Below are 25,110 nucleotides of genomic sequence, written 5' to 3'. Positions count from 1 at the left end.
CGCGGGTGGCTGGTAGACCCGGATCGTTAACCCCTTCGGGGATGGGCCGCGATTCCACCAGGTCTAGCGCGGAGTCCGGGCCTGTTTAGGGGAGCAACCGCATGTCCTGGCCGAAGACTGCAGAACACGCGAACAGGGTGATGTCGTCGCCAAGTTGGTTGTCGAGTAGTCAGCGGATCAGGGCACCGCTGCTGTGCATCTGCAGGACGAAAATCGTATCTGCGGGGTCAGGCGGAGTAGCGCTCGGCGAGCCGGTCGAAGAACATCGCGAGCCGCCGGCTTGCAGCTGGTGTGTCGACGAGCTCGGCGCCGCCGAATCTGTAGACCTCGTAGCCGCGCAGCCGCAGCTCGCGGTCTTCGGCAACCATATCGGCGTACCGCTGGGAGTCGCCGCGCCCGGTCTCGTCGGTGTAGTGCTGTTTGCCGTCGCACTCGATCACGATGCGGATTCGCTGCGGCAAGAGCAGCAAGAAGTCCATGCGCTGACGGGCCAAGGGAGCTGCGCCGGGAACATGGTGTGCTCGGGTGTACGGGTCGTAGTGGAGGTATACCTGCGGGACCAGGGCCGGGATGTCGTCGCCAAGTCGGACATAGCGGTCGGCGTACGCCCGCAGGATTCGCCGCTCGGCGTTGTTGTCGCCAAGCGAGCGGTCGAGCCGCCGGTACAGGCTACGCGAGACTTCGCGTGCATGTGCCTCCGTGAGCCCTTCACTGTCGGCCCACCAGTTGGTCAGGTCGGCCCACGTGAGACCGTGTGCTGCCAGCGGCCGGTCGTAGACAAGGCAGAACTCCTCGTTCTTGACCACTCGGACGTCGTTGTTGAGAGCATCGCTGAAGACGATCTCCGGCTTGGGACCGTCGGCGGCGAAGAACAGGTTTTTCATCGAACCGGCCACGCCCGCGCCGATCCTGCGGCCGGCGAAGACCGGGGCGCCGCTGATGGCATCGACCTGGACGATCTCGTAACCGTCGTGGATCAGGGTCTGGTTGAGGAAGTTATGAAGCTGCTCGACTTCGGCCAGGTTCGTCCGGACCGCTGGGTGCAGCATCTCGGCCAGGAACCGCACGAGCGCATCATCACTGGTGGCCAGGTCGAACCGTTCGTCTTCGAAGATCCAGTCGTCCGGCCAGTCATAGTTGGCGATGCAATGCACGCCGATGTCCTGGCGTGCATTGGAGTAGCGAGAGTCGATGCTGGGCAGCGCGTTGAGGTCGTAGAGGCGATCGAGGAACTCAACCTCGTTCAGTACCCCACTCCAGGCGGTCGTGGCCAGACCCTCCATGAGTCGGCGCCGGGTGACGTCGGTGATGCGGCTGGCAATGGCGATGGTGCGTCTCCCAGGAGTGGCTGCAAGTCCATGAGAGGCGGCTGCCGGGTGTCGCCTACTCGCGTCTCTGTAGTGCGTGGAAGGGAAGAAGTTGGTCGACCAGTTGTACCTTGTCGCGGCGTCCGTGGGCATATGGGATCTCGTAGTTGACGACTCCGAGCTAGCCACCTTCTGCGCTGGGGAAGCGCCCGTGGAGACGGCCCAGAACTCTCAATCGAACATATTCGAGTCCGGGTTGACTTGAGTGGTGATGCCTGCCGCCCGGCACGAACGTACGGACCGAAGGCGGTGTCAAGCTGGGCGGCTGGGCTGACCTGCGTGTTGAGGTCGTGTCAGCTCGGCGAGCACCAACTGAATCGCGCGGCCCATCAGGCGGGTCAGGTCCTCGACGAAGCGGGCGAGATCGGTCGTCTTGTCGCCGTTGAGGAGCGTCATCGCTTTCATGTCGGCGTGGTCGCCGTGGATCTCCGCGTTGCGCCGGCTGTATGCCTCTTTGAGGAATCGCTCGACCGTCCCGCGCTCGAACCCGAGCACAGGATCATCGGCCAGCAGTTGACCACCTGATACAGCGACCGTGTTCGCCTTCTGCATAGTTTTGATCTTGTTTCGCTGGATGAACAGGGCCTCGGAGCAGATGCTGAGGTCGATGAGCCGATCCTCGGGCAGGGACTTCGAGCCGGCGAAGACGAGCCGCCGCAAAGCGACCTGCAAGGACCGATCCTGAACGACCGCAGGAGCGCCGAGTATCGCGTACACCTTGAGCACAACGTCGACGTGTTCCTCCGTCAGGAGCAGTGTCGGCCGGTTGACGTCGGCGAGACCAACCGTGGCGAGGACAGCGCTTCCCTCGACATCACGAGGGAAGTCATCGTCGTGCTGCATGTGGATGGGGCGCGTGGCCACCACCGACCCGCCGCACACCACACGCAGCGCGGTGACCAGCCGCTGAGCCGGTTCCTCCAGGCTGGGAAAGCTCGGGGCCTGCGGCGGCTGCTCGGGCATCCCCTGCTTGTAGGACCGGACCGGGTAACTCTTCTCCTTGGTCACGGCCCATTGGTGGAAGCGCGAGACCTGCACGCTGTTGGGGCCGCCGCCGAACTCGGCCGGCGCCGCGAGAACCTGAATGGCCCGACTCATCTGCCGGTCGGTCATCGGGCGAAGGACCACGCCGTCAGGCAGAACAATCTCGGCCATGGTTGCTGTCAAGCCGTTGAGCGGGACGAACTCGATGAGCCGGACGGTGTCGGCCAGCAGGCCTGCTTCGAGCCGGTTGTAGTGCAGGTCGAAGACCGCTTCTTCGAACGCGTAGGTACGCGTGGTGACGATCATCGGTTCAAGCAGGCACTCGACCAGTAGCCAGTCGAGCCTGCGCTGTTGAAGGGAGAACTCGGTGCCGACCATGGTGTCGACGCGGGTGCTCAAGATTGGGTCGGCGTCGATCACGTTGCGGACGGCGACCATCTCGGCGAAGGTGTCCAACCAGTTGACCAAGGTGACCCGCGCGGGCATGTGCCAGGCATTGGGCCGCAACGCCACGAAGGACTCCTGGCCGTACCGCCACCAGTTCTGAAGATCGGGCATCTTGTCGATCTTCGGGGCGCCGTCGCTCTCCGCGAGATCACTCAGCGCGGCGACAACCAACGACGCAACGGCCGCTCGAACCGACGGCCTCCCACAAGCTTGCATCTACCTGATCCCAACTCGCGCGTCCTGCTCGCCGAGGACCAGGCAGATGCGAGCCGATCAGGATGCCACGAACCGGTGAGCGGGCCAAGCGATTTGGAGCTGACACGCCGGATGTCTCCGCGAGTGATGGCGTTCGACGCCGTATTCTCCGCGGATGGCGCAGCCGCAATCCCTTGAGCCCGTGGTGATCGAGCCCGTCGTCAACCGCGAGAAGCTGAGGGAACTGCTCGCCCTGGAGACGGAGTACCCGACACTCGACTTCAAGTCTTGCTACGACCTGACGGAGAAGCACGACCAGGTTGACCTCGCCAAGCACGTGGGTGCCATGTCGGTGCGCGGCGGGTTCCTCGTCATCGGTGTCGATGGGCAGGGCAAGCCGACGGGCAACGTGACCGTCGAACAGGCGAAGCTCTTCGACGAAGCACGCCTGCGTCCCAAGCTCCTGAAGTGGTTGCCGGACACCCTGGAGATCTACTCCCAGGCCCACGACGTCGACGGTCACCACGTCGTGCTTGTGCACGTTGCTCCGAACCCGGCAGGCTGCGCGTTCTTCCGGGCAGACGGCCAATACGACCAGCCCGGCAGGGCGTCGAAAGTTGTGTTCCGAGAAGGAGAGGTGTTCCACCGCGACGGAACGCAGAGCGTCCGCCTCAACCACCAAGGTCTCGAACAAGTCATTCGCCAGCGGGTCGAACGCGAGCGAGAGAGGTGGCAGGCTGAGCACGCCGAGAGCTACCGACGACTCGCTGACGAACTCCGGGCCGGCGCCACCGGACAGCACGTTGCTCAAGGCCCATCCGTCGAGTTCAACCTCGCCCTCGAACCCGATGTGCTGGTCGAGGCGGCGATCGAGCTCCTGCGCGCCAACGACGACATCCCTTTCCGGCGAATGCTGAGTCGAGCCGTCCCGGAACTACGCGACCTATTCCGGTCGGGTGACGAGGAGGGCGCCAATGGGCGACTTGACCGCCTCACCTGCCTCGCTGCGACTTTCCTGGAGCTGGTGCGTCACGAGTGGTTTGAACAGGTCGTCGACACGTTGATGTCGATCTACGGCATCGGGTTCGAGAACGAGGCCCCGATCGTCAACGCTCCGCCACGGCGGTCCGCGGTGTTGTGGCTTGCGATCATCGAGCGGGTCCTGGCGCTCGGCTCGTTGGCCGTTCGCCGTAACGACTGGCAGGCCGTGCGGGCCTTGGTGGCTCGACGACACCCTGACATGAACGAGATGTACACGACGTGGCTTCGGCATGCGATGACGATGGCAAGTCGTGCCGAACTGCTGACGACGCGCGACGGGAGCCGGGAGGTTCTCGACTCCTTGCTGAGCCGCGCTCGCAACGTGGCCCGGCGCATTGAATGGCTGCGCCCCGATGCGGGGCCCGAGGACGAAAAGATCCTCACCGGCCTGACCCAGTTCGACTTCCTCGCCGGCTTGGTGACGATGGCCAACAGCGACAACAAGAGCGGCATCGTCCCGAACTTCGCTCGATTTGACACCGAACGAACGCGACCGGCTGCCCAGCGCTTGCTTCGGGAGCCCGATATGCGGCAGATCATCTACCCAGGCGACGACCAGTTCTTCGCCGACGCACTCCACACGATCGACCGAGATGCCCAGCGCGCAGGCTTCCTCTACGACGGTTGGGAGGGCTATACCCGCGACGTCAACATCTTCATCAGTGAGCAAGGTGTCGGAACTGAACAGCAGTAGCGGTGAGCATCCCCGGTTGTCCGGTCACTTTGTCGGTTCGGGCGGGTAGTTCAATCGCGCCATGTGGCGAGCGACCACGGTCCATCAATCCAGATTTGTATCTCGGCAATCGGGGCTCTGGCTGCGATCCACAGGCGCCAACGTCCGTAGCCGAGCCAGCTGTCGCCTGGCTTCACCTGGTTGAAGGTGTCGGCGTTCTTGGATCGAACGACGACTCGTAAGCGCCGTGGTCCATCGGTGTGGTCGAGGTAGCCTTCGTGGTCGTCGCGTAGTTGGTGGGTGCCACCTCCGCCAGCTGGTCCGACGGTGCTGACGGTGCCGTGAAGTGCAAGTGGGTGCTGGTTCGCGACGGGGGCGTCGAGTTGGGAGGCGATGAGTGCGGCGTCGGCCGTACTGCGACAGAACTGAGCCCACGTGATCTTTCTGGCCGCATAGCGAGCGCGAAACCGCCTGGCTGCATCCGGGTCATCATCGAATTCACGTAGGAGACGGACAATACGGGCGGCGCTCCCGAGCGCTGGCGTGAGCGTGCGGTCCGAGTTGGAGACCTGAAGTCGAGCCTGTGGGTGGCCGGCTCTGCTCGGTGGAAGTCGGTCAGGTGGCTCGATCTTGTCCGGATCCGGTAGTCGCAGTTCGTAGATGTCGCCGTCCCGGATAACCGTCCCCCGGCTGTCCTGAATGAGGCGCTCGGCACGGTTCTTGAAGTCATAGCGGCAACCAGGATCATGCTCTCCATGCTTGGTCACCGCGTAGTGCGCCATCACCTGGGTGACACCGCCGCCAGGTATGCGACGTGGATGCGACCGTGTCCCCACGACTCCGATTGCACAGCCGCCACAGCGCAGCGGCTTGAACGCCTCATACGGTGGTGGGACCGTGTCGATTGCAGCGCGTGCGTGGAGCCGTCCACGGGTGTCTCGCGCCGCGGGAATCCCGACTCGGTCAGCCATACCTCTCTCCCCTCGTCCGGTCGTAGGTCGAGCTACTTCCCGCGGGCGTCGTCGATCATCCAGTCGATGTAGGTGTCGATTGCCGGGCCCTCGATTTCGTCGAGGATCTCGTTGGCGAGCTGTCGGCAGTTCTTCTCGATCTCGTCCACCTCGACCAGATCGCAGACCAGCACCTTGCCCGCTCCGAGCGTTACGCCGAGCGGGAGACGACCGTCAGGCAGATCTCGGAGTGATCTGTTTCCGCTCGGACCAGGCAGTGCTTCGGCGTCGTTGAGCTCCGCCTCGTCGAGGTGTTCGAGGCTGTTGCGCAGAAGGCGCATGAGTCGATCTTCTTCGGGCCGGATCTCGCCGCGAGCCCTGGCCAGCCTCTTCGCCCACTTCTCGAACTGCTGGGCGGAGACCATGAGCAGGTGCTGCTCGATCCATACCTCGTCGATCTTCGCCGCGATATCCCATTCCGTGAGCGTCGGGTCATCCATGCGCTCATGCGCCCTGTCGAGGCTGCTTGCTCGCTGGAGGGCTTGACGAAGGCGTGTTGCCTGACGGAGGGTGCCGTCCGCCCACCGCTGCGTGAACATCCGTGCCATTAGGTAGTCGCTTGGTCTGTCCTGCTCGGGTTCCACCTTCTCGATAGTGCCCGCCTGCCACGACCATGTGCAGGTACGACACGTTCATGACGCTCTGGTTGCGCGTCGCGGTCGTCAAGACCTCAGCTGGGTCAGGAGTATGCCGAGTACGACGCCGACTCCACCTGACCAGGCCATGAGCTGAGCGAGTGTTCGTATTGAGCACACGATCTTCATCCGGCTGCCCTCCATGCAGAGGTGGCTCGCGGATCGCCGGGAGGCGCTGGTGCCTGCCAGGAAGCGGGCAACATTAAAGTCATGATGACAAATACTATGTGTAATCAGAAAGTAGCGCAGGGGGTCTATTCTGGTCAAGATGACCAGAATGTATGGTGGCCTCATGAGCAGGCGGGACAGGTTCCGGTACGCGGTGGCGGTCGACATGATCGTCCTAACGGTGCGCGAGCGGGCGCTGCAGGTGCTGGTGGTCGAGCGGGCCAAGGCGCCGTTCGCCGGCCAACTCGCGCTACCCGGCGGGTTCCTGGAAGACGGTGAGGATCTCGATCAGGCCACGCACCGCGAACTGGCAGAAGAAACCGGCCTGGACGCGGAGAAGCTACACATTCGCCAGTTCTGCACGTACGGCGCTCCGGATCGTGATCCGCGCGGACCGATCATGTCCGTCGCCTACGTCGCCTTGATGTCAGACCTGCCGATCCCGACCGCCGGTGGTGATGCTCGCGCCGCCCACTGGACGCCGGTCGACGAGCTCTTGACCGATTCCTCCATGCTTGCGTTCGACCATCACCACATTCTCGGTGACGCGGTCGAGAACGCTCGCGATCTGTTGTGCCACACCACGCTCGCGGCCACGTTCTGCTCACCCGAGTTCACCATTTCCCAGTTGCGCGAGGTCTACGAGACCGTCTGGGGTGTCGAGCTGGAGCCGTCGAACTTCCACCGCAAGGTCACCCGCGCGAATGGATTCCTTATCCCCACTGGTGGCAAAGCTGTCAGCGACCGCGGCCGTCGCGCCAGTCTCTATCGCGCAGGACCGGCAACTCAGCTGCATCCGGCCTTGCTTCGCGAATCCCATCAGAAATCCGAGCACTAGACGCTTTCCGTGCAGTGAATCGCCGGCTTGAGCACAGGGAGGACTCATGACCAAAGACACCAATTTGGGCACCGTGGTGATTTGCACTGCGCTGGACGTGGAGTACCGAGCCGTTCGCGAGCACCTTCAAGGGCCCTTGAAGGAGAATGTAGGACCAGGCGGCACCCTCTACGAGGTTGGTGTGTTCGCCACTGATCGGGGGGTTTGGACCGTCGCGTTGGCTCAGTCCGGGGCGGGAAACACCCAGGCCGGCATCGAGATCGAGCGAGCGATCAACCAGTTCCATCCGCGGTGCGTGCTATTCGTCGGTGTAGCCGGCGGCCGCAAAGACGTCGCCCGCGGCGATGTCGTCATCGCCGACTACATCTACGACTACGACACCGGTAAGGACACCGCCACCGGCCGCCTCCCACGCATCAAAACCCACGCCCCAGCCAGTCGCCTGCTTCGGCGAGCGCAGAAGATCGCGCGCGACGACGAGTGGCAACACCGCATCCTGCCCCGCCGGCCCGAGACTCTGCCTAAAGCCATTGTGAAGCCAGTAGCTGCGGGCAGCACGGTCATCGCCGACCCGGACTCTGCCGCCGCCAAGTACCTCGATCAGCACTGCGGCGACGCCGCCGCCGTCGAGATGGAAGGCTACGGGTTCCTGCACGGCGCCTACACCAACGATGCTGTCGATGCCCTCGTCGTGCGGGGCATCTCCGACCTTCTCTCCGGCAAAACCGAGACTGCTGACCAGAAATGGCAACCCACCGCCTCTCAGCACGCCGCCGCATTCGCGTTCGAGCTCCTCGCCCGCACCACCGTAAAGCCGCTGAACAACACGTCCGCTGCCCCGGAGATTCAGAACACCGTCGCTGGAGACCTGTTCGGACCCGTGCTGCAAGCAGGCCACATCAGCGGATCGGCCGTAGTTGCCGGTTCTGTCACCGTCAACTACCACGGGCAACCCCCCGAGCCCGTACACCTGCTGCATTCTCTGGCTGTTCCTGATCGTCGGCCTGGTCACCGGACGCGGGGTCGGGATGGCGTCATCGAGACTGCGTCTGAGGTGGTGCGCAGCGAGGAAGCCGCCGTCGTGGTGTTGCACGGCGCAGGTGGATACGGCAAGACGACAGTAGCCGCCGAGGTGGCGCGCGCCGTCGCGGACGAGGTGGACGTCTGGTGGGTCGACGCAAGCAGCGAGGAAACCCTGATCACGGGCCTGCGCACCGTCGCAATCCGCGCCAGCGTAGATCGAGAACGCATGCACAACGCCTGGTCGTCCGGCGTGGAGTCGGCGCCTGACCTCCTGTGGGAAGCGTTAAGCACAGCGACGAGAAAGTGGCTGCTGGTGCTCGACAACGCAGATGATCCCCGGCTTCTGGCTCCAGGCGACGGGAGGGTCAGCCGGCAGCGTGGTTGGCTTCGAACACCACCGAGTGGCACGGGAACGGTACTCGTTACCAGCCGGGTGGCCAGTGCGGAGGTTTGGGGCAATGCCCGGCTGCTCCGGGTCGAGGCATTGTCGGCCGACGACGGCGCTCGGGTACTTCTCGACCGGGCACCGGACGCGGGTTCCACGGCAGAGGCGATCACTCTTGCCGACCGCCTGGGTGGGCTGCCCTTGGCGCTCTGGCTGGCCGGCTCGTACCTGGCCTCAGCACGAAACGCCCCACCAGTTCCCGGACTGAATCTGGCAACGACATTCGACACATATCGCGCGGCGTGGGAACAGCGGTTCGCTGACGTAACGGACTTGTCCTGGTCGACCGAGCATCCGGACGACCGTGAACTGTTATCGCGCACCTGGGAACTGTCGCTGGATCTGCTCGATCAGCGAGGTCACCGTCTCGCTCGCCCCCTATTGCGCACGCTCTCCTGCCTGGGACCGGCTCCCGTACCCCACGCCCTGCTTGACGCTGACGTCCTCACGCGCTCACCGCTCTTTCCGGAGCTGACAGCACCACTACTTCGAACTCTGCTGGTCGCTCTCGACGAACTCGGCCTCATACAACCGAGTCAACGTCGTGAAGACGAGGTGGTCAGCGTGCCGACAGTTGGCATGCATCCTGTTATCCGCGATGCCAGCCGGCACCACGTCCAACGTGGCGCCCGTCCCAGTGCCTTTGTCGAGATCGCTCTGTATGCGCTCTTGCAGTCAATCGAGACTCTTGATGCGACACAGCCAGCTACTTGGCCGCTCTGGCACACCCTGATTCCACACTGCGTACTCGCACGAACTGTCGCTGGGGAAGAGAACGAGTTACGCCGAGTGCGCCTCGGCGCTGCGATCGTATGCCATCTGGCCGCGTTCTTTTGCCAACGAGCGGGTCTCGACGACGAGGCCGTCGAACTGAACCGAACCGCAGTGGTATGTCGTGCCGCCCTCCTGGGGCCGGAAGCGCCGGAAACTCTTGCCGTCGAACACAACCTGGCCAACAACCTACAATCACTCGGTCGCCTCGACGAAGCGGAAGCTGGCTACCGCAGGGTGTTGGCGATCGAGCAGGCTGTCCGGGGCGATGAAGATATCGAGACGCTCGTTACGCGCAATGCCTTGGCAGGAATACTTCGAGAGCGCGGCGACCTAGGAGCAGCGGAAAACGAATTTCGGCAAGTGCTCGACATCGTCAACCGTACACAGATTCCGTACGATCCCAGCGTATTGAATGTGCACGATGGTTTAGCGGCAACACTTCGAGACTGTGGCGACCTAGATGCAGCGGAGGACCTTCTACGGCAGCTACTGTCCCATGCGCAACGGCATCTCGGCGCCGACCATCAGTACACGCTTGGCGTGGCATTTAACCTTGCCAACATTCTCCGTGACCGTGCCCGACTAGATGAAGCGGAACATCTATGCCGCCAGATCCTTCCTGTCGCCGAGCGAGTGCTTGAGTCGCGTCACCAGCAAGTTCTTCAAATTCAGAATCTGCTCGCAACATTGTATTTCGAGCGAGGTGAACTGGTTGAAGCGGAGAACCTATTTCAGGAAGTGCTGCAGAATTTTACGGGCACCAAGGGGGTCGAGCATCACATGACAATCGCGGTGCGGCGCAACCTTGCTGACATCTTGGTTTGTCGCGGACTGCTCGCCGAGGCGGAAACGGAGTTCCGCGAAATTCTTGCAGCAAATATCAGGAACCAGGGTCGCGAACATCCTCAAACGCGAGTTTCCTTGCGGGCACTTGCCCACGTATTGACGATGCGTGGCGACGTTTCCTCTGCGGAAAATATATACGACGAAACTCTCGCTCGGCAGGCAGAATCAAGTGCTAGCGGACTTGAAGTGTTAGAGTTGCGAGTAGGGCGCGCGAACGCTCTGCGTGTCCGCGGTGACTATGTGGCGGCCGAGCGCGAATACCGAGAGATTGCCGAAATTTCCACGCGAGTGCATGGCTCTGACCATGTCTTGACGCTAACTATTCTCAATAATCTGTCCGCCGTATTGCTCGCGCGAGGTTCTGTTGACGAGGCGGAGGCTACGCTTCGGCAAGTTCTGGCCAGTCGAGAGCATCTCGGTGACATGAACGCTTCTGTTATTGCGACACGCTCGAACCTTGCGGGGGTACTCCACGTTCGCGGGGATTTGCAGCAATCCGAGCGGGAGTATCGTGCGATCTGGCCCATCGCCGAGCACGTGCAGGGCAAAGAGCATCCCGATACGCTTGCCATACAATGCAGCCTTGGTGTTGTGCTACGGAATCAGGATAAATTTGAGGAAGCCGATGAGCTGTTTCAAAAAACGGCTAAATCCGCCGAGAAGGTGCTCGGAGTCGATCACCCGAATACCCTGAAAACTCGAAGTTGTATCGCTGATATTCTGCGCAAACGCGGAAAGAACACAGAAGCGGAGTACGAGTACAGGAGAATACTGGACACGCTCATCAATACGGGTCATGGGGAGTCTGAAACGGCTAGGATGATTCGGTTCAACCTGGCGCTGGCCGTCCGCGACCTAGGCAAGCTTGTCGACGCTGAGGAAATACTTCGTAAGCTCCTCGCAGTTGAGGAACGATTGCTGGGGCCAAAAACCGAGTCGACACTCCTCACTCAGTTGGAACTGGCGGCCACACTCTTCCAGCAGGCAAGGCTCATCGAGTGCGAAACTGTGCTACGCGACTTAATTCTCAAGGCGCAACAGGGGCTTGGGATGCAGCATCAACTGACACGGCATGCGAACGGCATGCTAACGCTGTTTTTCAGCGGCCATTGAATTCATCGTCGTCGGGCTCTATGCATCAAGGTGCTCCGAGGGCGCGGTAACGCCGTAGGCGATGACATGAGTGAGGGTTTGGTACTCGGAGGTGGTTCGATCAGGCTTGTCGGGCGATACATCTTGAGGTAGATCTCCCCTTCGGGCCTGTCCCCGGCGAAACCCCGACGTCCGGCCGGCGGTTGGAGCCGCAGGCGAGGCTTATACGGCATCCGCACGAAACCGCACCCGTCGTGAGCTGCGGCTTTCCGCCACCGCCGGGATGGTCCGGCGTCGGCGCGGTCAGGGGGTGTTGATGCCCCATGAAGGCTTCCGTGCGGCGCATGCTCCTGCCTTGGGAGAGGCTACAGGCAGGCGGCCCCGCGTCTGACCAGCGGGTTTCCAGCCGGAATGCTGGTGATCGAGGGCAGCTTCCAGGTCGACAACCCCGGAGGTGATGCCTGATGGCCGTCGAGGGGCAAAACTCGCCGGCAGGCACCAACTTCGGGCTGCCTTGATCACCCTGGCCAGCACCGACTTCGACGCCGTCGAGCTAGTCGACGCTGGAGGGCTGTTGACTGATCAACGAGGTGGCGCAGATGGACCCCACAGATCCGTGACCTGCTTGCGGGCAACAGTGATCAACGCCATCGCGGCCGTGGCCTCGCGGTCTTGCACACGGGCAGCGTCGGCAACCTCTTCGCAACTTGCGCCTTCAGGAAGCAGCGGCCTGCCCTCGATCGTGGCGATGTGCGCGAGTAGGCGCTGAAGCGTGATCCTGGCCGGACTGTCTTCTGTCGCCGTTCGCATCAGCAGGCCGAGATCGTCCGCCAGTGGCAGCACACCGAGTTCTGCGAGTGCCAACGCGGTACGGGCACGGCCTTGGATGGCCGCAAAAAATCGGTCGGCGGCGTCCAACGCGACATGCGCCTGGGAGTGACGGTCCCTGTTCAGCTCCCAGCCGTGGTCGTCACTCCGTTTGCGGCGGTACAGCCACACCGCGACGACCGCAGCCACCAGCGCGCCCGCGAGCGCTGCGAGGATGGGTACAGGGATCTCCAACAGAGCCACTGGCTGATAGTATCCGAGAAAACACATGAGAAAAACGGGAGGGTGTCTAGTGTCGCGTCCTCCAGCTCCGGTAGACCCCGAGGCTGGGCCGCTGGCCGCGTTCGCCGCCGAGCTGCGCGACCTACGCGACCGGGCGGGCATACCCTCGATGCGGGCGCTCGCGAAGTCCACTGACATCCCGATGTCCACGCTGTACGCCATTTCGGCGGGCAAACGCGTCCCAAGCGCTGAAGCGCTCACCGCGTATGTCAAGACGTGTGGTGGTGACAGCGCGGCCTGGCTCGCCAAGCGAAGCGTGCTGCAGGAGCAGCTTGCTGCTCCCTCCTCCGAGCGGATGGAGCGTTGGACTACATACGCGCCGACCCGTCTGGTCATGTTGGTCGTACGCACCCCGGAGTCGTTGGAGCGCGTGCTCGCCGCTGCCGCCGCCTTCGAAGCCGATCACCGCATTCAGCTCATTTTCACCATCGACCAGCCCCCTGCGCCCGATCCGCGCCTCCACAAGCATCTGAAAGAACTGGGTGTTCTCGTGACGCCCTGGCGCCAGGCGGTCGCAGCGGACTACGACCTGATCATCGCCGCACACGCCAGTGATCGACTGCGGGAGCTGCGCGGCCCGATCGCCCAACTCGCTGTTGGCGCCAAAGGCGACCCCGTCTACGAGCAGTTGTTGGCAAGCCGGCAATTCCGTTCGCTCTACCGCCGAGCTCTTGGCGTCCGCTCTCATCACCACTTGGTCGTATTGAGCTCGACCTGGGGCTCCGACTCCTTGCTGAACGAGCATCCGGACCTCCCGCTACGCCTCCTCGCCGAACTCCCGGCGGACGCGTACAAGGTCTCGCTGGTGCTGCACCCCAACATTTGGCGCGGGCACGGCAGACACCAGGTGCGGATGTGGCATCAGCACGCCGTCGAGAGCGGACTGCTTCTCATCGACCCGGACGATGGCTGGCAGCCCATCGTCGCCGCCGCAGACGCCTTCATCGGCGACGCCGGATCGGTCAGCCTCTATAGCGCCATGCTCGGCATTCCGGCCATCGATACCAAGCAGAATCTGCCCGGCCAACTGGCGAACGCCGTACACGAGTTGACGCGACCGGCGCGTTCCAGACCACTGCCCGAGGAGGCAGGGCATGCGGCACACGTGCTACGGACGAAGTTCTACGAGATGCTCTCCATCGACGAACCGTCCTACCGCGCTGCAGTCCGGGCCCTTCCGCCCCCGGCACACACGCAGGTGAGAGAGCCTGCATCGTTCCGTGTCGTTGTGCGGGAGGCGTCTGGCGAGGAAATCAGACTGGAGCGCTACCCGTTCGTACCCGGCGACCATGCGGAACGCGACTTCATCGTGGCTACAGACCGGGAGCGGGACACGCGAGTCATGCACGAAGCCGAGGTGGTGGTGGTTACCGACCCGTCGCCACTCGCAGAAGCTGTGGCGCTTGTCGACGAACTGCACATGACGTACCCCGCAGCGCGACTGACGGCAGCCGCGGCCGAGCCTGGCCTTGTGATCACATCACGACCTCTGGCTGGCACCTCCCAGTCAGAGGTCGCACTGATCGAAGCGAGCAAGGGGGTCACGCCCGACCCCGCACTGGTCGCCGCTGCGGCCTACCTACGTCTGCATCGCGGGCTCGACGTTCGGATCCGGACTGGCCCGCACGACTTCATGATCAAGGTCGACACTCCCGCGAGCTGACACATGCGGACGCGAGATGGCCGTGTCACCCACAGTTACAAGATCATCATTCGAGAGCGTTTGCACTGGTCAGCACCATGATCATTGGAGTGAAGCACAGTGCCCCTGACCCGCCACTGACCGTGGGAAATCACCACCTACAGACCGGGTTGCGGCCGGGATGAACCCGCACGACCAAGAACTTGGCGGGTGCTGAGCATGCGGGTGGCGTCGAAGACATCGTGCCGGTCTGGCGCGCGGGAGGACTCGGCTGGCGCAACGCCGATCTCCCGCTGACCTTGGACGCCTTCGTCTATCTGGCCCGCAGCTGCCTGCTCGCCTGGTGGGCGTCGCTGTCCGCCGCGGCGGACAGCCTCCGCCAAGCGCGCAACGGAATAGAACGGCTCCCCGCAGGGCCCGTCCCGGCAGATGGTAGGACTACTTGCCTTCAGCGCCCGAGCCCGTACGCCTCGAAGTACGTGTCGTCCCATCTGCGGCGCAGTTCGCCGAGCTTAGCTCGATCGGTCACAGTGATCCGCGGACTGGCTTCCTCGGCTTCACGGGCGATCACAGCAAGGTTTTCCAGGAACAGCAGAGCCTTTCGTAGACGGTGCGAGGCGTAGTTGCCGACTTGGCGGTCGGTCGTGGCCTTTGCTGCAGCGGTGTCGATCAGGTCTGGAGTTCGTTGTTTCCATAGCTCGATGAGCGTCGGCCGCGAGATCGAGGGCTCGATGTGATCAGTGAGCTCCAGGATCAGGTTGGCGACATCCACGGTCTCGCCGAACACTCGCAGTCCTTCGAACTCGATGAACGCATCGCTGTTGATACGCGCAGGTCCCCGCCGGGCTCGCTCGGCCGCCACTGCGTCGGCGAGAGTGCGGAACTCGGCACCCGCCGAGACTGGCCACGTCAGCGTGCTCAGTCTCGCCCATAACGCGGTGTCGGCCAGGGACTCCTCTCCTGCGTGGGCATCCCGGTGGGCATCGACGGCCAGCGCCAGGGTCAGCAGTGAGCGCCGTAGGCAGTCCACGACCGGATCCCGGCGCACGATCCACACTCGGTCCAGGACCATATCCCGGTACTGTCGCAGAATTCCGTCGAACACAGAAGCACGCTGTCGCCAATTCACGAAGGATCCGTATTCTTCGGCGAATTCTATGTCGCTGATCAGGCCCGCGTCTCGGTCGATCTCGGCCTGCCTGATCGCCTCGCGGTGGCGGATGTGGGCTTGGGCTGCGCGGGCCTCGATTCGACACAGCGCACGGTACGTCTGCATGATGCGATCGTCGGCTATCAAAGCCTTCCAGTTGCTCCGCTGCGATCTGCGCAGCGCACCGCGCACGTACTGCTCGGCAGCCTCGTCGTCATCAACATCGTATGAGAGAAGTTTAGGCATGTATTTCTCGATACTGTGCATCATTCGACGCCGCGATTTGAAATGCCGACATCGAGCATGGTGGGCTCGTGAAACGCTCTGGCGCCCTCGACGGGATTTGAACCCGTGACCCTGAGCTTAGAAGGCTCCTGCTCTATCCGCTGAGCTACGAGGGCATGGATCTGAATGATGGTCCTCGTCACTCGACGTTCTCCAGGGGCGATCGTGTCCAGTTCGCGCGACCCCTCGGGTCTATGGCTATCGCCAGGTTGAGACGTGCTTGTGGTGGCCAATTTGGAGACAGATCGGGCCTGGGCGGCGAGTCCTGTGCACCGGTGCCTTGAATTGTGTAAGCGCAGGTTTGAACGCAGGCGAAATCGCAGGTATCCAGGCAGTCCAGAGGTTTGATGGGAGACCGGACTATCGGACGGCGGCGAAGCGACTTCCTGGTGGTTTTGGCAATCTCGGCTGAGATGACATCCCACAGCAAGTCGGCGGGCACGTTGTATTTGTCGGCGAGATCTTCGGGCTCGGCGCCGTCCATCCAGGCGTACATCAGGTCGGCGGCCGGCATCCTGGAGAGCCTGGCCCGCGAAGCGACTCGCCAACTCGCGATGACAAGGTCTTCATGGGGATGTCGTTCGGCATCGGCCGAGCGTGCGAGCTCCCTTACGTGATCTTGGGAGTAGCCGGTCACTTCTTCTACTTCCCGGTATGACCTGCCTTGGATGTACAGCTCCAGAACCAAGTCTGCGTCGTAACGAGCGGCGTCGGACGGTGACCAGACCATGTCGTCCGGAGGTAGACGGGTCATACGCATCGTGGGCCTCGGTCCGGTGGAACGCAGGGCCTTCGATTCGGCCGAACGGCAGATCCGGTCTATGAGGTCGAGGTCACAGTAAATGACTTTGGATTCTGTCAAATGGTTGCCACACATGGCTTCCTCGGCGAACTATGCAAGGTGGTGGATTTGGTTCTATGTAGCAAAAGGCCCGACCTTAAGCTCATCATTTGGGTCGCTCATCGGCAAGGTGGATCATGATCTGTCTCAAGAGGGACGCCTGTGTTCGCCGCCAAGGCGGAGTCGATCGTGTCAAGGTCGTCATTCCATAGGTTTGGTAGCAGTAAAACCTCGGTGGCCTCTGGGTCCAGAGCGCGGCGTCGCGCATTGAGGTCGTCAATGCGCTCACGTGCAATCCGGGCTTGCGCAGGCGAGCGCGCAGGCCGCGGATAGACTGGCCTGCGGCGTCGAAGGGGCCACATCAGAAACTCGCGCGACGTCAAGCTACGGGCATGTGGGTATGAGAGCCGTGGACAACGTTACGAGGCCCAGTCAGCGGAGATCGGTCCCGTGGACCAGCGGTTGGGCTTGACGATCTTTAGTAGCGCGGCCTGCTCGCCGGTCGGAAGATGCTCGTCCTCGTAGGCTGTCCACGGCACTGAGGCCAGGTCGATTGCCCACACCGGTTCGACAAGCGCTTCCTCGTGGCTTTGAGAGATAGTCATCGTGCGTCCCTTCATAAACGGCACAGTCCTTTGAGGACTTGCTTCATGAGGTTGTAGCTGGGTCGTTTTCCTTTGGTCTCCAGTGCCTTGGCCGCTGCCGCCGGTCAGTCCGTACGTCGACCAGCAGTGGGGCTTCGAGTCGGTCGGGGACCGGAAAAGATCACCGATGCTAGGCAGGAAGGCGGTTGGGGTTCGATCGTCAGCAGGCACTGAGGCAGCCGGCGTGCCCGTAGGACAACGGTTTCTCCTACATGAAGTCGTGCTTCATGAGTTTCCGTACGCGGCTGTGCTGGCTTTCAAATTCGTCGATTCGGGTGTTGCGGCGTTTCCATAGCACGCTGAGCCAGCGGAGTGCGACGGTGCGTTGGGCGGCGAGGAATCGTTGCCGACTGGCTTCATCGTTGATGCCGAGGTTGGGCAGCAGTGAGATCCACAGGGCGTCGTCGATGGCGTGGGCACTGAGATGCTCGATCAGTTCGGCGGCATCGTAGGCGGTGTCGCTGTAGCCGACGAACTCCCAGTCCACCACGCGGATGTCGGGGGCCTCCCAGAGCCAGTTGAGGAGGTTGGAGTCCCCGCGGGAGAAGATCCTCGGCGCAGGTTCGGCAAGGGTCTCGGCGTCGCCGCGCTCGCGCCAGCCATCGAGCAGAGCGTGCATCTCGCTGGTGAGCGGTTCGTCGTCGTGCTCGTCGAGTTGGTTCGACCAAGTGTCGGTGAGCCGCTTGATTAAGTCCGTGGCCGAGTCGACCCGCGGAGTTTCGGCGAACGGGCCGAGCGGGATCTCACGCAGTTGGGCGAGCACGTCGACTACGGCGCCCAGGGCATTGGTCGGTTCGTCGAGCTTAGGTAGAGGACGACCAGGAACCATGGTCATGGCGACCGCGGGAAGCTCAGCGTCGGGATCGAGAAACAGCGGCCGTGGTGCGGCATTGATCCCAGAGCCGGCGAGGTGAGTTAGGGCCTGGAATTCACAAGCAGCGCGGTCGCGCTTGTCTGTGCGGTAGAGCTTGAGGCACACCTCGCCGTCGGGACCATCCCAGGCGAAGACTCGGTTATTGCGGCCACCGGGCAAACGACGGAGACGCAGTCCGGGAAGCTCGCCGTCGAGCAGGCTTGGGTCGTGGTGGCGGAAGTTGCGAAGTTCGTTGAGCAGGCCGTTCGGTAATGCTGTGGTGTTTGGCAAAGCAGTTCCTTGATCTAGTCGGTATAGGAGGCTCGCAACACTCTGTGTTGTGTCAAGGCGCCCCTTCGAGTCGAGCGAGCATTTGGTTCGTCCGCTTTAGCGAGCGGACGGGCCAGTTCGCCACGGTGGACGTATGCCGGGTCAGCTGTGGGTCAACTCTGGCCGCTGGTAGTGCCGCCGAGGGTCTCTGTAAGGACAGTTCCGGCGGCTTGAACGGATGCCATGAGTTCGGCCAGTAGCACTTCAGGGATCTGTCCAGCGTCAAATCCTGCTCGCTCGACGACTAGCTCCAAGGTTTCGGCCTGGTTTGGAGTTGCCAGCGCTCGGCATCCTGGGTGTGCCAGTACTTCGCGCGCAACGAGCGCATCTCCCGATCGTTCGGCATCCTCGATCAGTTCAGTGCATAGATGTCCTGCGTCCACTTGTGCTGCGATGGCGAGGTCGGCACCGACCAGCCCGAGACGGACCCGGAATAGCCTCGTGGGTCGGTCCGAAACCCAGCAGACACGCCGAACTGCGTTGAGCATGTCGATGACATCACCAGCGCCGAGACCACGATCGTTGAGGAGCAAGTAGCTGCGAAGGCAGGCCGCTACGGCCCACTCCGAGTCGTCGCTTGTAACAGTGTTGTCGACAAGTTCGAGTGCGGAGCCAACTTGACCGTTGAGGGCTAGAGCGATGATGCACGTCTGGCGAGCTTCGCGGAGCCGACTTCTTTCATCATCGTACTTCTCGGCATGCGCTGCGGCGTTCATCCACTGGCCAGCTGCGACAAGTGCTCGGGTTCCATCCTCGCGCATGACTTGCCGAAGCCAGGTGTCCACAGTGGAGTCTTTGCTCGCGATAAGGCCATCGAAGTCTATTAGTTCACCATGGATAAGCGCCTTGCCACCATTGTGAACGGCGTGGTTGATCGCTTCGAGTTCGCGATGCGCGGCTTCAGGGGCGCCTGCCCGTCGGGTCAGCCGGGCGAGATTCACCAATGGCTGCAGCGAAGCGATCGCCGCACCGCCGGACAGGGGCGCCGCTGCTGTTCGGAAGACTTGGAACTGTCGTTGGCATAGGTCGATCGCGACGTCGGGCAGACCGCAGTCGGCCGCGAGCAGCGCGGATAGGTTCCACACAGTGCAGGCGCGGTTGATCCGCTCGTCCGCGGTGGTTGGCTCCCGGCACGAGCTTGCGCAGTCACGGACCTTGCGTACCTGGGTTTCCAGGTCAGGACAGGGAAATCGGTGCTGTGATACCAGCGGAAAACGGACCAGCGCTCGTTCAGCGGCACTTTCGTCCGCGTGCACCGTCGGTGTCGGCCCTGGTGACCGAGGGATCGGTTCAGCCGAAGTCGGGTTGGGCGACATATGTTCAGGCAGGCCCAGGATGGCGGTGCGCGCCGCCCACGCGAGAATACTTTGTGTTCGAGCTGGCAGCCCAAGGCGGTTCCAGTGGAAGATCACCAGGTAGCTCAGAACCTCGCGAAGGCCGCGCTGCAGCGTCCCCGCGCGGGCCGCGGACCCCAGCTTCTGGCCAGCCTGCCGGAAGGCGTTGGCCCAGTCTGCGGACGAGGCCAGGGGGCCTTCTGTGCGCAGCAGCGGCCCGTCGGGAGCCACGTTAGCGAGCATCAGCTGTTTGAGGTCGCTGGCCATGGCGGTCAGCTTCGCGGCAGAGACGTCCTTTGGCAGGGGGCGTTCCTGGGCGACCCGGTGCCAGACGTCGCCCTGCTCGTACCACTCCAATCCCGCTGCGCGCACCAGGATGTTGCACAGCAACAGCGACAGTTCGCGTCGCCCCAGCCCGACGTCGCCGTTGTGAGCGAGGTGCATGACGGCGCGACTGTCCTCATAGAACAGATCGTGGGCAGCCTCCATGCCCGCCCAGTCACCAAAAGCTGGTGTCTCCGCTTCGTAGATGCCGGGCCACCACCGGGCGATTCGGTCGTCGGTAGCGAGTTCATCGAGTGCCGCTCGGAGGCGGTCCCGCATCGCGTGTCCGTCCGGGCCTGGGTGGAGCCGAAGTCTCCAGCAGGGGTGTTTCCTCATGAACCACCACTTAGTGACGAGGCCGTCCTCTTCAGCGCGGTGCAGCAGCGGCACGATGGTGTCGGCTGCCGACTGTTCCGCGGTATTCCAATCGATGAACTGGATGTAGATCTGCCACCAGCCCGAGGCTGCTTGCCGTTCGAGGGCCTGCCGCCCGGCTTGCCGGTAGACCTCGACGGCCTCGGCAAGATCCGTGGGCTCGACAGGTGCGGTGGCGGCGGCTTCATTCAGAGAAGTCCCGGCCAGTACCAGCAGAACGGCGTGTTCCGTGCCTTGTGCGACCGCGGACTCGTCCACGCCACCGCTTCGTGGTTCTGCACCTCGTGGTGCTAGTCGATGAGTAGACATGCGTCCCATCCGGAGGTCGGCGCGGTGTTGTGCGCGGCGGTGTGCAAGGCAAGAGCTGTTCCTGCTGCGCCGTCGAGAAAGCCGCGCTTCGCCACTGGCTCGTGGTTGGCGTGTTGACCCAGGTGCGTGGCCAGGCGCGGGAGGTGTTCGGCTAAGGCGGGGGTTCCGGCATCCTGGGCCGATCGCCAGACAGTTTGGTATAGCCCGGCCCAGCCGTGGCACAGGCCGCCGTCGGTGATCCGAGCTATCTGCTCGGGGGCGTCGAGGCAGCGAACCAGCGCCTGTTCGTACATCCGCTGTCGGTGGGCATCACCGGTGGCGATGCCAGCGAGCTGGCCAGCACGGGCGATCCCCGGCGTGCCGTAGCACCAACTGGGGCGTGCCGGACCGGGCTGGTGAGGCCGGCCGGTGCGCAGCTCTGCCAGGGTGATCCACTCTGGCCACCAGGGGCCGGCAGCGCCGTCCTGCTGCCAGGAGTCGAGCCATTCGCAGATGGTGATGATCGCCTCGTGCTGGCCGTCAACGATGATCCCTCGCCGCATGGCCTGGCTGAGTAAGGCCAGAGGGCCGGCGATCCCATGGGCCACACCGAAATTGCCATGGCCGTCCTGGTAAGTCCCGGAGATTCGACGGTGAGGGTCGTGGCCGACCCACCAGCCAGGCAGTACTTCGCCATCGACCCGACGTGGTCTGGCCAGGGCAACGAGGTAGTCCAGGATGCGCTGCATTGCGGTGCTGCCGGAGGCACGACGCAAGAGCAGCGCGCCGATGCCGCTCAAGCCAAAGAACACGTCGTACTCGCGGAACCCAGGAAACTCGCTCGCCTTGATGCGTACGAGCGCGGCTTCGGCGCGGCGGTGGGCGAGCGCGGCCACATGGCCGTCGACATCCGCGAGGGCCTCTCGATAGCGGTTGGTGGCACCGGTCGCCGCAGCGTCCAGCATGAACGCTATCGCGGGAGCCCCGAGGTAGAGGCCGGAGGTGTCCGTGGCGCTGACTTGCCCGGTGACGGCCTTCGTGATCCACAGGTGTCCCTGTCGCCAGGTCCCGCGGCTGGTGAGGGCACGTTCGATGTGCAGCAGGGCGATTCCGGCGGTGCCCTTGGAGAGAGATTGATCAGCCCAGGGCTCGTCCTCCGGACGTGGTTTGGGCAGTGCCAAGTTGGTGGTGTGCCACTCGGCGATCGCAGCGAGATCGGCTGGAGCATTCGTCGTGGTTCCCAAGCTAATCCTTCCCGCGGCAAGCAGCGGCGCGGAGCGCGGAGGCCCGAGCCAACCGGCCGGTCACGCGCTCAAGCGCCGGATCGACTCCGACTGCACGGATGTGGTGCAGGTGTAGGAGCGAGGGCAGAACCGTCAGTGGATCACGTTGCTCGGCCAGGGCTTCTCGGTAAGCACCAAGTGTGACGGCGCGGTGCTGCCAGGCAGTCACGACCTTCTCTCCGCCCGGCAGAGAACGCAACGACGCCCAGGTGCCGTCCGGGTCGACCAGTTTCAGCGTTCGGACGCGGAGCGCCGGATCCAGCCGCCCGTGCACTTGACGAACTTCGCGGAGCAGCCAATCCGACCCGCTCTGCACAGAGCCGGCGAAGTTCACGGCGAGGTCGACGAAGCTGGCAGCTGCCACGGCCTGAGGGTGCGTCCCAATTCGGAAGGCCAAGTCGATCTGCGCGAGAGCAGCTGCGGAGTCGGCCGCGAACACGTCATACGCGCGCTCCATGGCGGAGCCGTGACCGTAGCGCCCGGTTTGGGGTTCGTGGGTGGTCAGCGCGAAGTGCGACAGCAAGCGTTCGCTGCGCAGCGTGCTCGCCCACTCGGCAAGGCGTTCACCAGCCGAGCCATAGGCGGATGGCTGGGGTAGGCGCAGGTACAGGACCAGGTACTGGTCGTCATCGGGACGGCCCATCTGGCGATGGCGGCGGAACCACCAGTTCGGAGCGGTATCGCCGAAGGCGCCGAGCAAGCTGGGAAGTCGCTCGGTGAGAACTTCGTCGAAGCGACCTGGGTGTCCGTAGATCTGAGCGCACAGGATGGGTGAATCTCCCGGCAGGTGGCTGGCGTCGCTGGCAACAACCCGGTGTGGAACGGCGATCGATGACGGTCGGCTTGCAGCGGCAGCGGAATCCAAGACCAGTGGGATGAGAACCTCGTGAGCTCGGCCAATCCACGCGATGTCTTCCCGCCCCGAGGTTTCACGCAGTTCGAGTTGGCCTCCGCGGTCCAGGCGGGTGCGCAGCAGGAGTCGGTGCAACGGATGGTCCAGGTCCACTGGCTGTCTCCGGTCCAGTTCGACCAGGGCAACGCGGTCGGGGACACGCCATTGCCGGCGCCATGCGTCCAGCCTGGCCCCCCACGCAGCGAACGAGGCACGGCGGCCAGGTAGGTCACCGGTCGCCAGTAGCCAGCGCGCCGGAGACAGGACGGTTCGCCGGTATCGAACTCGGGGAAGGTACGGGAGCCTGGCTGCGACCCCGAAGTGAAACGCCTTGTACACCGAAGCTCGGGCGGTCGAGATCTCGGCGAGGAATCGGGCCAGGGGCGGGGTATGGACCCCGGCCTCCAGGGCGTGGGTCACGCGCGGCTCGACGCGCCGGCCGGTGGATATCTGGACGAGGTAGAACCGACGGTCGTCCGCTGTGATGCCGAGGTCTGCCAAGTTGATCAGGTGCTCGTCCCGCTCGTGGTGTTCGGCAATGGGAATCACGTGGGGCAGCAGTTGCTCGGTCCGCGCGACGTTCTCGTTGCGGCGCTTACGTGGTGCAAAGGACAGCTGGGCGGCAACGGCGCCAGGCTCGGCCGCGGTGAAGGAGGCGGTGACCGCGGCACGGCCGTCTTCGGGCAGCAAGTGCGAGTGGCGGCCGGCCATGCTGCTGCCGGGCCTTGGCGTCCCGGTCACCGCCAACGTAAACCTGCCGCGCGACAACGCTTCTATACCGGCGGAGCGAATCTCGACGGCCACCTCGACACGAGCAGGCAGGTGCAGGTCGGCGGGGTCGCTGGCCGAGAGGTCCTCAATCGCCTGATCGGTCAGGACGATTTCGCCTGTGCCATCCAGCGTCGCCCGCTGGATCATCGCGAGCAGCTTTTCGTCGCGTTCGCTCATCTGGCGGGCGGCGCGCCCGCGCGACGAGCCAAGGTAGTCGGCCGGGAGGCCGAGCCCGCTGTCGGCAACCAACTCCAGGACCGGCACGAGCGCACCGATTCCGTAGCGTGCGCGGAACCGCGAGTGGTAGTCGCGCCAGGCCGGGTACCCCAACGGATACGGGGAAAGGCGATACAGGGCAAGGACGGCGTCGCGAGCTTCCTGAGCCACCTGCTCCGGTATTTCGACGTCACAATCCAAGATCGTGTCGGCAAGGAGAGGCATTTCCGCGACCGTGCTCAACGCCTGCATCTGTCTGGTAACCGCGGTGTCGGTCACGGCGGCGAGGGCATCTCCGGCCAGCTGCCCGCGAATCGCCGTGAGCTCGCGCACGGTATCCGTGATCTCAGGGATTGCCTTCGCCTCGACGGCCTCCAGTTCCGCGCAGACGTGGTCGAGTGCGTCCAGGCAGGTCATCGGCGCGCATAAGCTGCTGATCAGGATCCTTTGGTCGAGCAACCCCGCCAGCATGTTGTCGACCTGCTGGAGAGTCGCTGCGGGAAAACGGGCCAGGAGCTGTTGGCGGAGAGCGCCGAACAGCACAGGTTTCTGAGCCGCATCGACCGCAGCTCGGACTGGTCGGCTGAGACCTATGGACACTTCGATCGGCGCCAACTCTTGGCCAGCTCCGTCCGGGGGCGGCCCTGGCGCGACGACCCGATCACCGCGAACGTGGGCCGCGTTGTTGGCGACCACGGATAGCCGCTCCATCAGCGGCATACATCGATGCAGACGTGCGATGACGTCGCCGAGCCAGGCCGCATCCGTACGAACGGCAACTCGATGCTCAAGGCCCCAACGAACCTTGGCCGCAGTACCGATCCGTGCCAAGCCGACCCCAGCAAAGAGGCCAAACGGGGTGGGGCGCTGCTGCCATCGAAGTAGGTAGGACGCCAAGGAGATGACGACCCGACGAACCGCTCGGGGATCACGACTTCCGGCAGCTACCATCTCGTCGATCTGGCGGGACAGGGCCGGACTTGCGTAACCCACGGCGGTACGAACATCCGCCCGCTGCCACTGCGTCGTCAGCCACGCTATGCCGCGCTGCAGCACGTCATCGCCGTACAAGTTCAGGGCTTTGGGCAGATCCAACCCGCCTGGGTCGGTGCTGGCGCGTAGCACGGCCGCACCTCCAGGCACGTATATCGCGGATGATCTGGATGGCACTTTCTCGCCTCCTGCGACGGTGCGGCCGCAGGGTTGCTGCTGGTGCGCCGCAGCGCACCAGCAG

17 protein-coding genes and 1 tRNA gene are annotated in these 25,110 nt (G+C 63.6%); 5 read left to right on the top strand and 13 right to left on the bottom strand.

What is annotated here, in order from left to right; all coding sequences use genetic code 11:
* Positions 1-227: 227 nt before the first annotated feature.
* Both ACLARN_RS36300 and ACLARN_RS36295 read right to left on the bottom strand, forming a co-directional pair.
* Complete coding sequence (locus tag ACLARN_RS36300; RefSeq protein ID WP_409496002.1) at positions 228-1,460, bottom strand: hypothetical protein; 1,233 nt, start codon at positions 1,458-1,460, stop codon at positions 228-230.
* Between the two features lie 159 nt (positions 1,461-1,619).
* A complete protein-coding gene (locus ACLARN_RS36295) occupies positions 1,620-2,729 on the bottom strand; it encodes a hypothetical protein (RefSeq protein WP_409496001.1) in 1,110 nt (369 codons plus the stop codon).
* On the opposite strand from ACLARN_RS36295, the gene ACLARN_RS36290 reads away from it, so the two are divergent.
* A complete protein-coding gene (locus ACLARN_RS36290; protein ID WP_409496000.1) occupies positions 2,719-2,898 on the top strand; it encodes a hypothetical protein in 180 nt (59 codons plus the stop codon). The genes ACLARN_RS36295 and ACLARN_RS36290 overlap by 11 nt on opposite strands.
* A 270-nt stretch (positions 2,899-3,168) precedes the next feature.
* Entirely contained in the window at positions 3,169-4,728 is a 1,560-nt protein-coding gene (locus tag ACLARN_RS36285; protein WP_409495999.1) for a helix-turn-helix domain-containing protein, read from the top strand.
* A gap of 50 nt (positions 4,729-4,778) precedes the next feature.
* Here ACLARN_RS36285 and ACLARN_RS36280 read toward each other — a convergent pair whose 3' ends face one another.
* Together ACLARN_RS36280 and ACLARN_RS36275 are read right to left on the bottom strand one after the other, a co-directional pair.
* Entirely contained in the window at positions 4,779-5,489 is a 711-nt protein-coding gene (locus ACLARN_RS36280; protein ID WP_409495998.1) for a hypothetical protein, read from the bottom strand.
* A gap of 221 nt (positions 5,490-5,710) precedes the next feature.
* A complete protein-coding gene (locus ACLARN_RS36275) occupies positions 5,711-6,157 on the bottom strand; it encodes a hypothetical protein (RefSeq protein WP_409495997.1) in 447 nt (148 codons plus the stop codon).
* Positions 6,158-6,644: 487 nt separating this feature from the next.
* Here ACLARN_RS36275 and ACLARN_RS36270 point away from each other — a divergent pair, with 487 nt between their 5' ends.
* The gene (locus ACLARN_RS36270; protein ID WP_409495996.1) at positions 6,645-7,358 is read left to right on the top strand and encodes an NUDIX domain-containing protein; all 714 of its coding nucleotides are present in this window, start codon (positions 6,645-6,647) and stop codon (positions 7,356-7,358) included.
* A 46-nt stretch (positions 7,359-7,404) separates the two neighbouring features.
* Positions 7,405-11,559, top strand: coding sequence for a tetratricopeptide repeat protein (locus ACLARN_RS36265; RefSeq protein ID WP_409495995.1), 4,155 nt, complete (start codon positions 7,405-7,407; stop codon positions 11,557-11,559).
* A 561-nt stretch (positions 11,560-12,120) separates the two neighbouring features.
* Here ACLARN_RS36265 and ACLARN_RS36260 read toward each other — a convergent pair.
* The gene (locus ACLARN_RS36260) at positions 12,121-12,609 is read right to left on the bottom strand and encodes a hypothetical protein (protein WP_409495994.1); all 489 of its coding nucleotides are present in this window, start codon (positions 12,607-12,609) and stop codon (positions 12,121-12,123) included.
* 25 nt (positions 12,610-12,634) lie between these two features.
* Between ACLARN_RS36260 and ACLARN_RS36255 the strand changes: the two genes are divergently transcribed.
* The gene (locus ACLARN_RS36255) at positions 12,635-14,311 is read left to right on the top strand and encodes a helix-turn-helix domain-containing protein (protein ID WP_409495993.1); all 1,677 of its coding nucleotides are present in this window, start codon (positions 12,635-12,637) and stop codon (positions 14,309-14,311) included.
* A gap of 427 nt (positions 14,312-14,738) precedes the next feature.
* Here the strand turns inward: ACLARN_RS36255 and ACLARN_RS36250 are convergent, their stop codons facing one another.
* The 8 genes from ACLARN_RS36250 to ACLARN_RS36215 form a co-directional block, all read right to left on the bottom strand.
* The gene (locus tag ACLARN_RS36250) at positions 14,739-15,686 is read right to left on the bottom strand and encodes a hypothetical protein (RefSeq protein ID WP_409495992.1); all 948 of its coding nucleotides are present in this window, start codon (positions 15,684-15,686) and stop codon (positions 14,739-14,741) included.
* Between the two features lie 79 nt (positions 15,687-15,765).
* A tRNA-Arg gene (locus tag ACLARN_RS36245) sits at positions 15,766-15,841 on the bottom strand.
* Positions 15,842-15,864: 23 nt separating this feature from the next.
* Positions 15,865-16,413, bottom strand: coding sequence for a hypothetical protein (locus tag ACLARN_RS36240; protein ID WP_409495991.1), 549 nt, complete (start codon positions 16,411-16,413; stop codon positions 15,865-15,867).
* Between the two features lie 572 nt (positions 16,414-16,985).
* On the bottom strand, positions 16,986-17,186 hold the full coding sequence (locus ACLARN_RS36235; RefSeq protein WP_409495990.1) for a hypothetical protein: 201 nt from the start codon (positions 17,184-17,186) through the stop codon (positions 16,986-16,988).
* Positions 17,187-17,418: 232 nt separating this feature from the next.
* Positions 17,419-18,354 (bottom strand): aminoglycoside phosphotransferase family protein, encoded by a 936-nt coding sequence (locus ACLARN_RS36230; protein WP_409495989.1) that lies wholly within the window; start codon positions 18,352-18,354, stop codon positions 17,419-17,421.
* Positions 18,355-18,506: 152 nt separating this feature from the next.
* The gene (locus ACLARN_RS36225) at positions 18,507-20,684 is read right to left on the bottom strand and encodes a thiopeptide-type bacteriocin biosynthesis protein (protein ID WP_409495988.1); all 2,178 of its coding nucleotides are present in this window, start codon (positions 20,682-20,684) and stop codon (positions 18,507-18,509) included.
* A 32-nt stretch (positions 20,685-20,716) separates the two neighbouring features.
* Positions 20,717-21,958, bottom strand: a complete 1,242-nt coding sequence (locus ACLARN_RS36220; protein WP_409495987.1) for a lanthionine synthetase C family protein — start codon at positions 21,956-21,958, stop codon at positions 20,717-20,719.
* Position 21,959: 1 nt separating this feature from the next.
* Positions 21,960-24,971: a lantibiotic dehydratase gene (locus ACLARN_RS36215; RefSeq protein WP_409495986.1), complete on the bottom strand. Its 3,012-nt coding sequence runs from the start codon at positions 24,969-24,971 to the stop codon at positions 21,960-21,962.
* Positions 24,972-25,110 lie beyond the last annotated feature (139 nt).

Source organism: Amycolatopsis sp. cmx-11-12 (genome assembly GCF_046269425.1).
In the GTDB taxonomy this organism is placed as follows: domain Bacteria; phylum Actinomycetota; class Actinomycetes; order Mycobacteriales; family Pseudonocardiaceae; genus Amycolatopsis.
The sequence above is the reverse complement of the archived record's forward strand: the minus strand, read 5'-3'. Positions and strand labels throughout refer to the sequence as shown.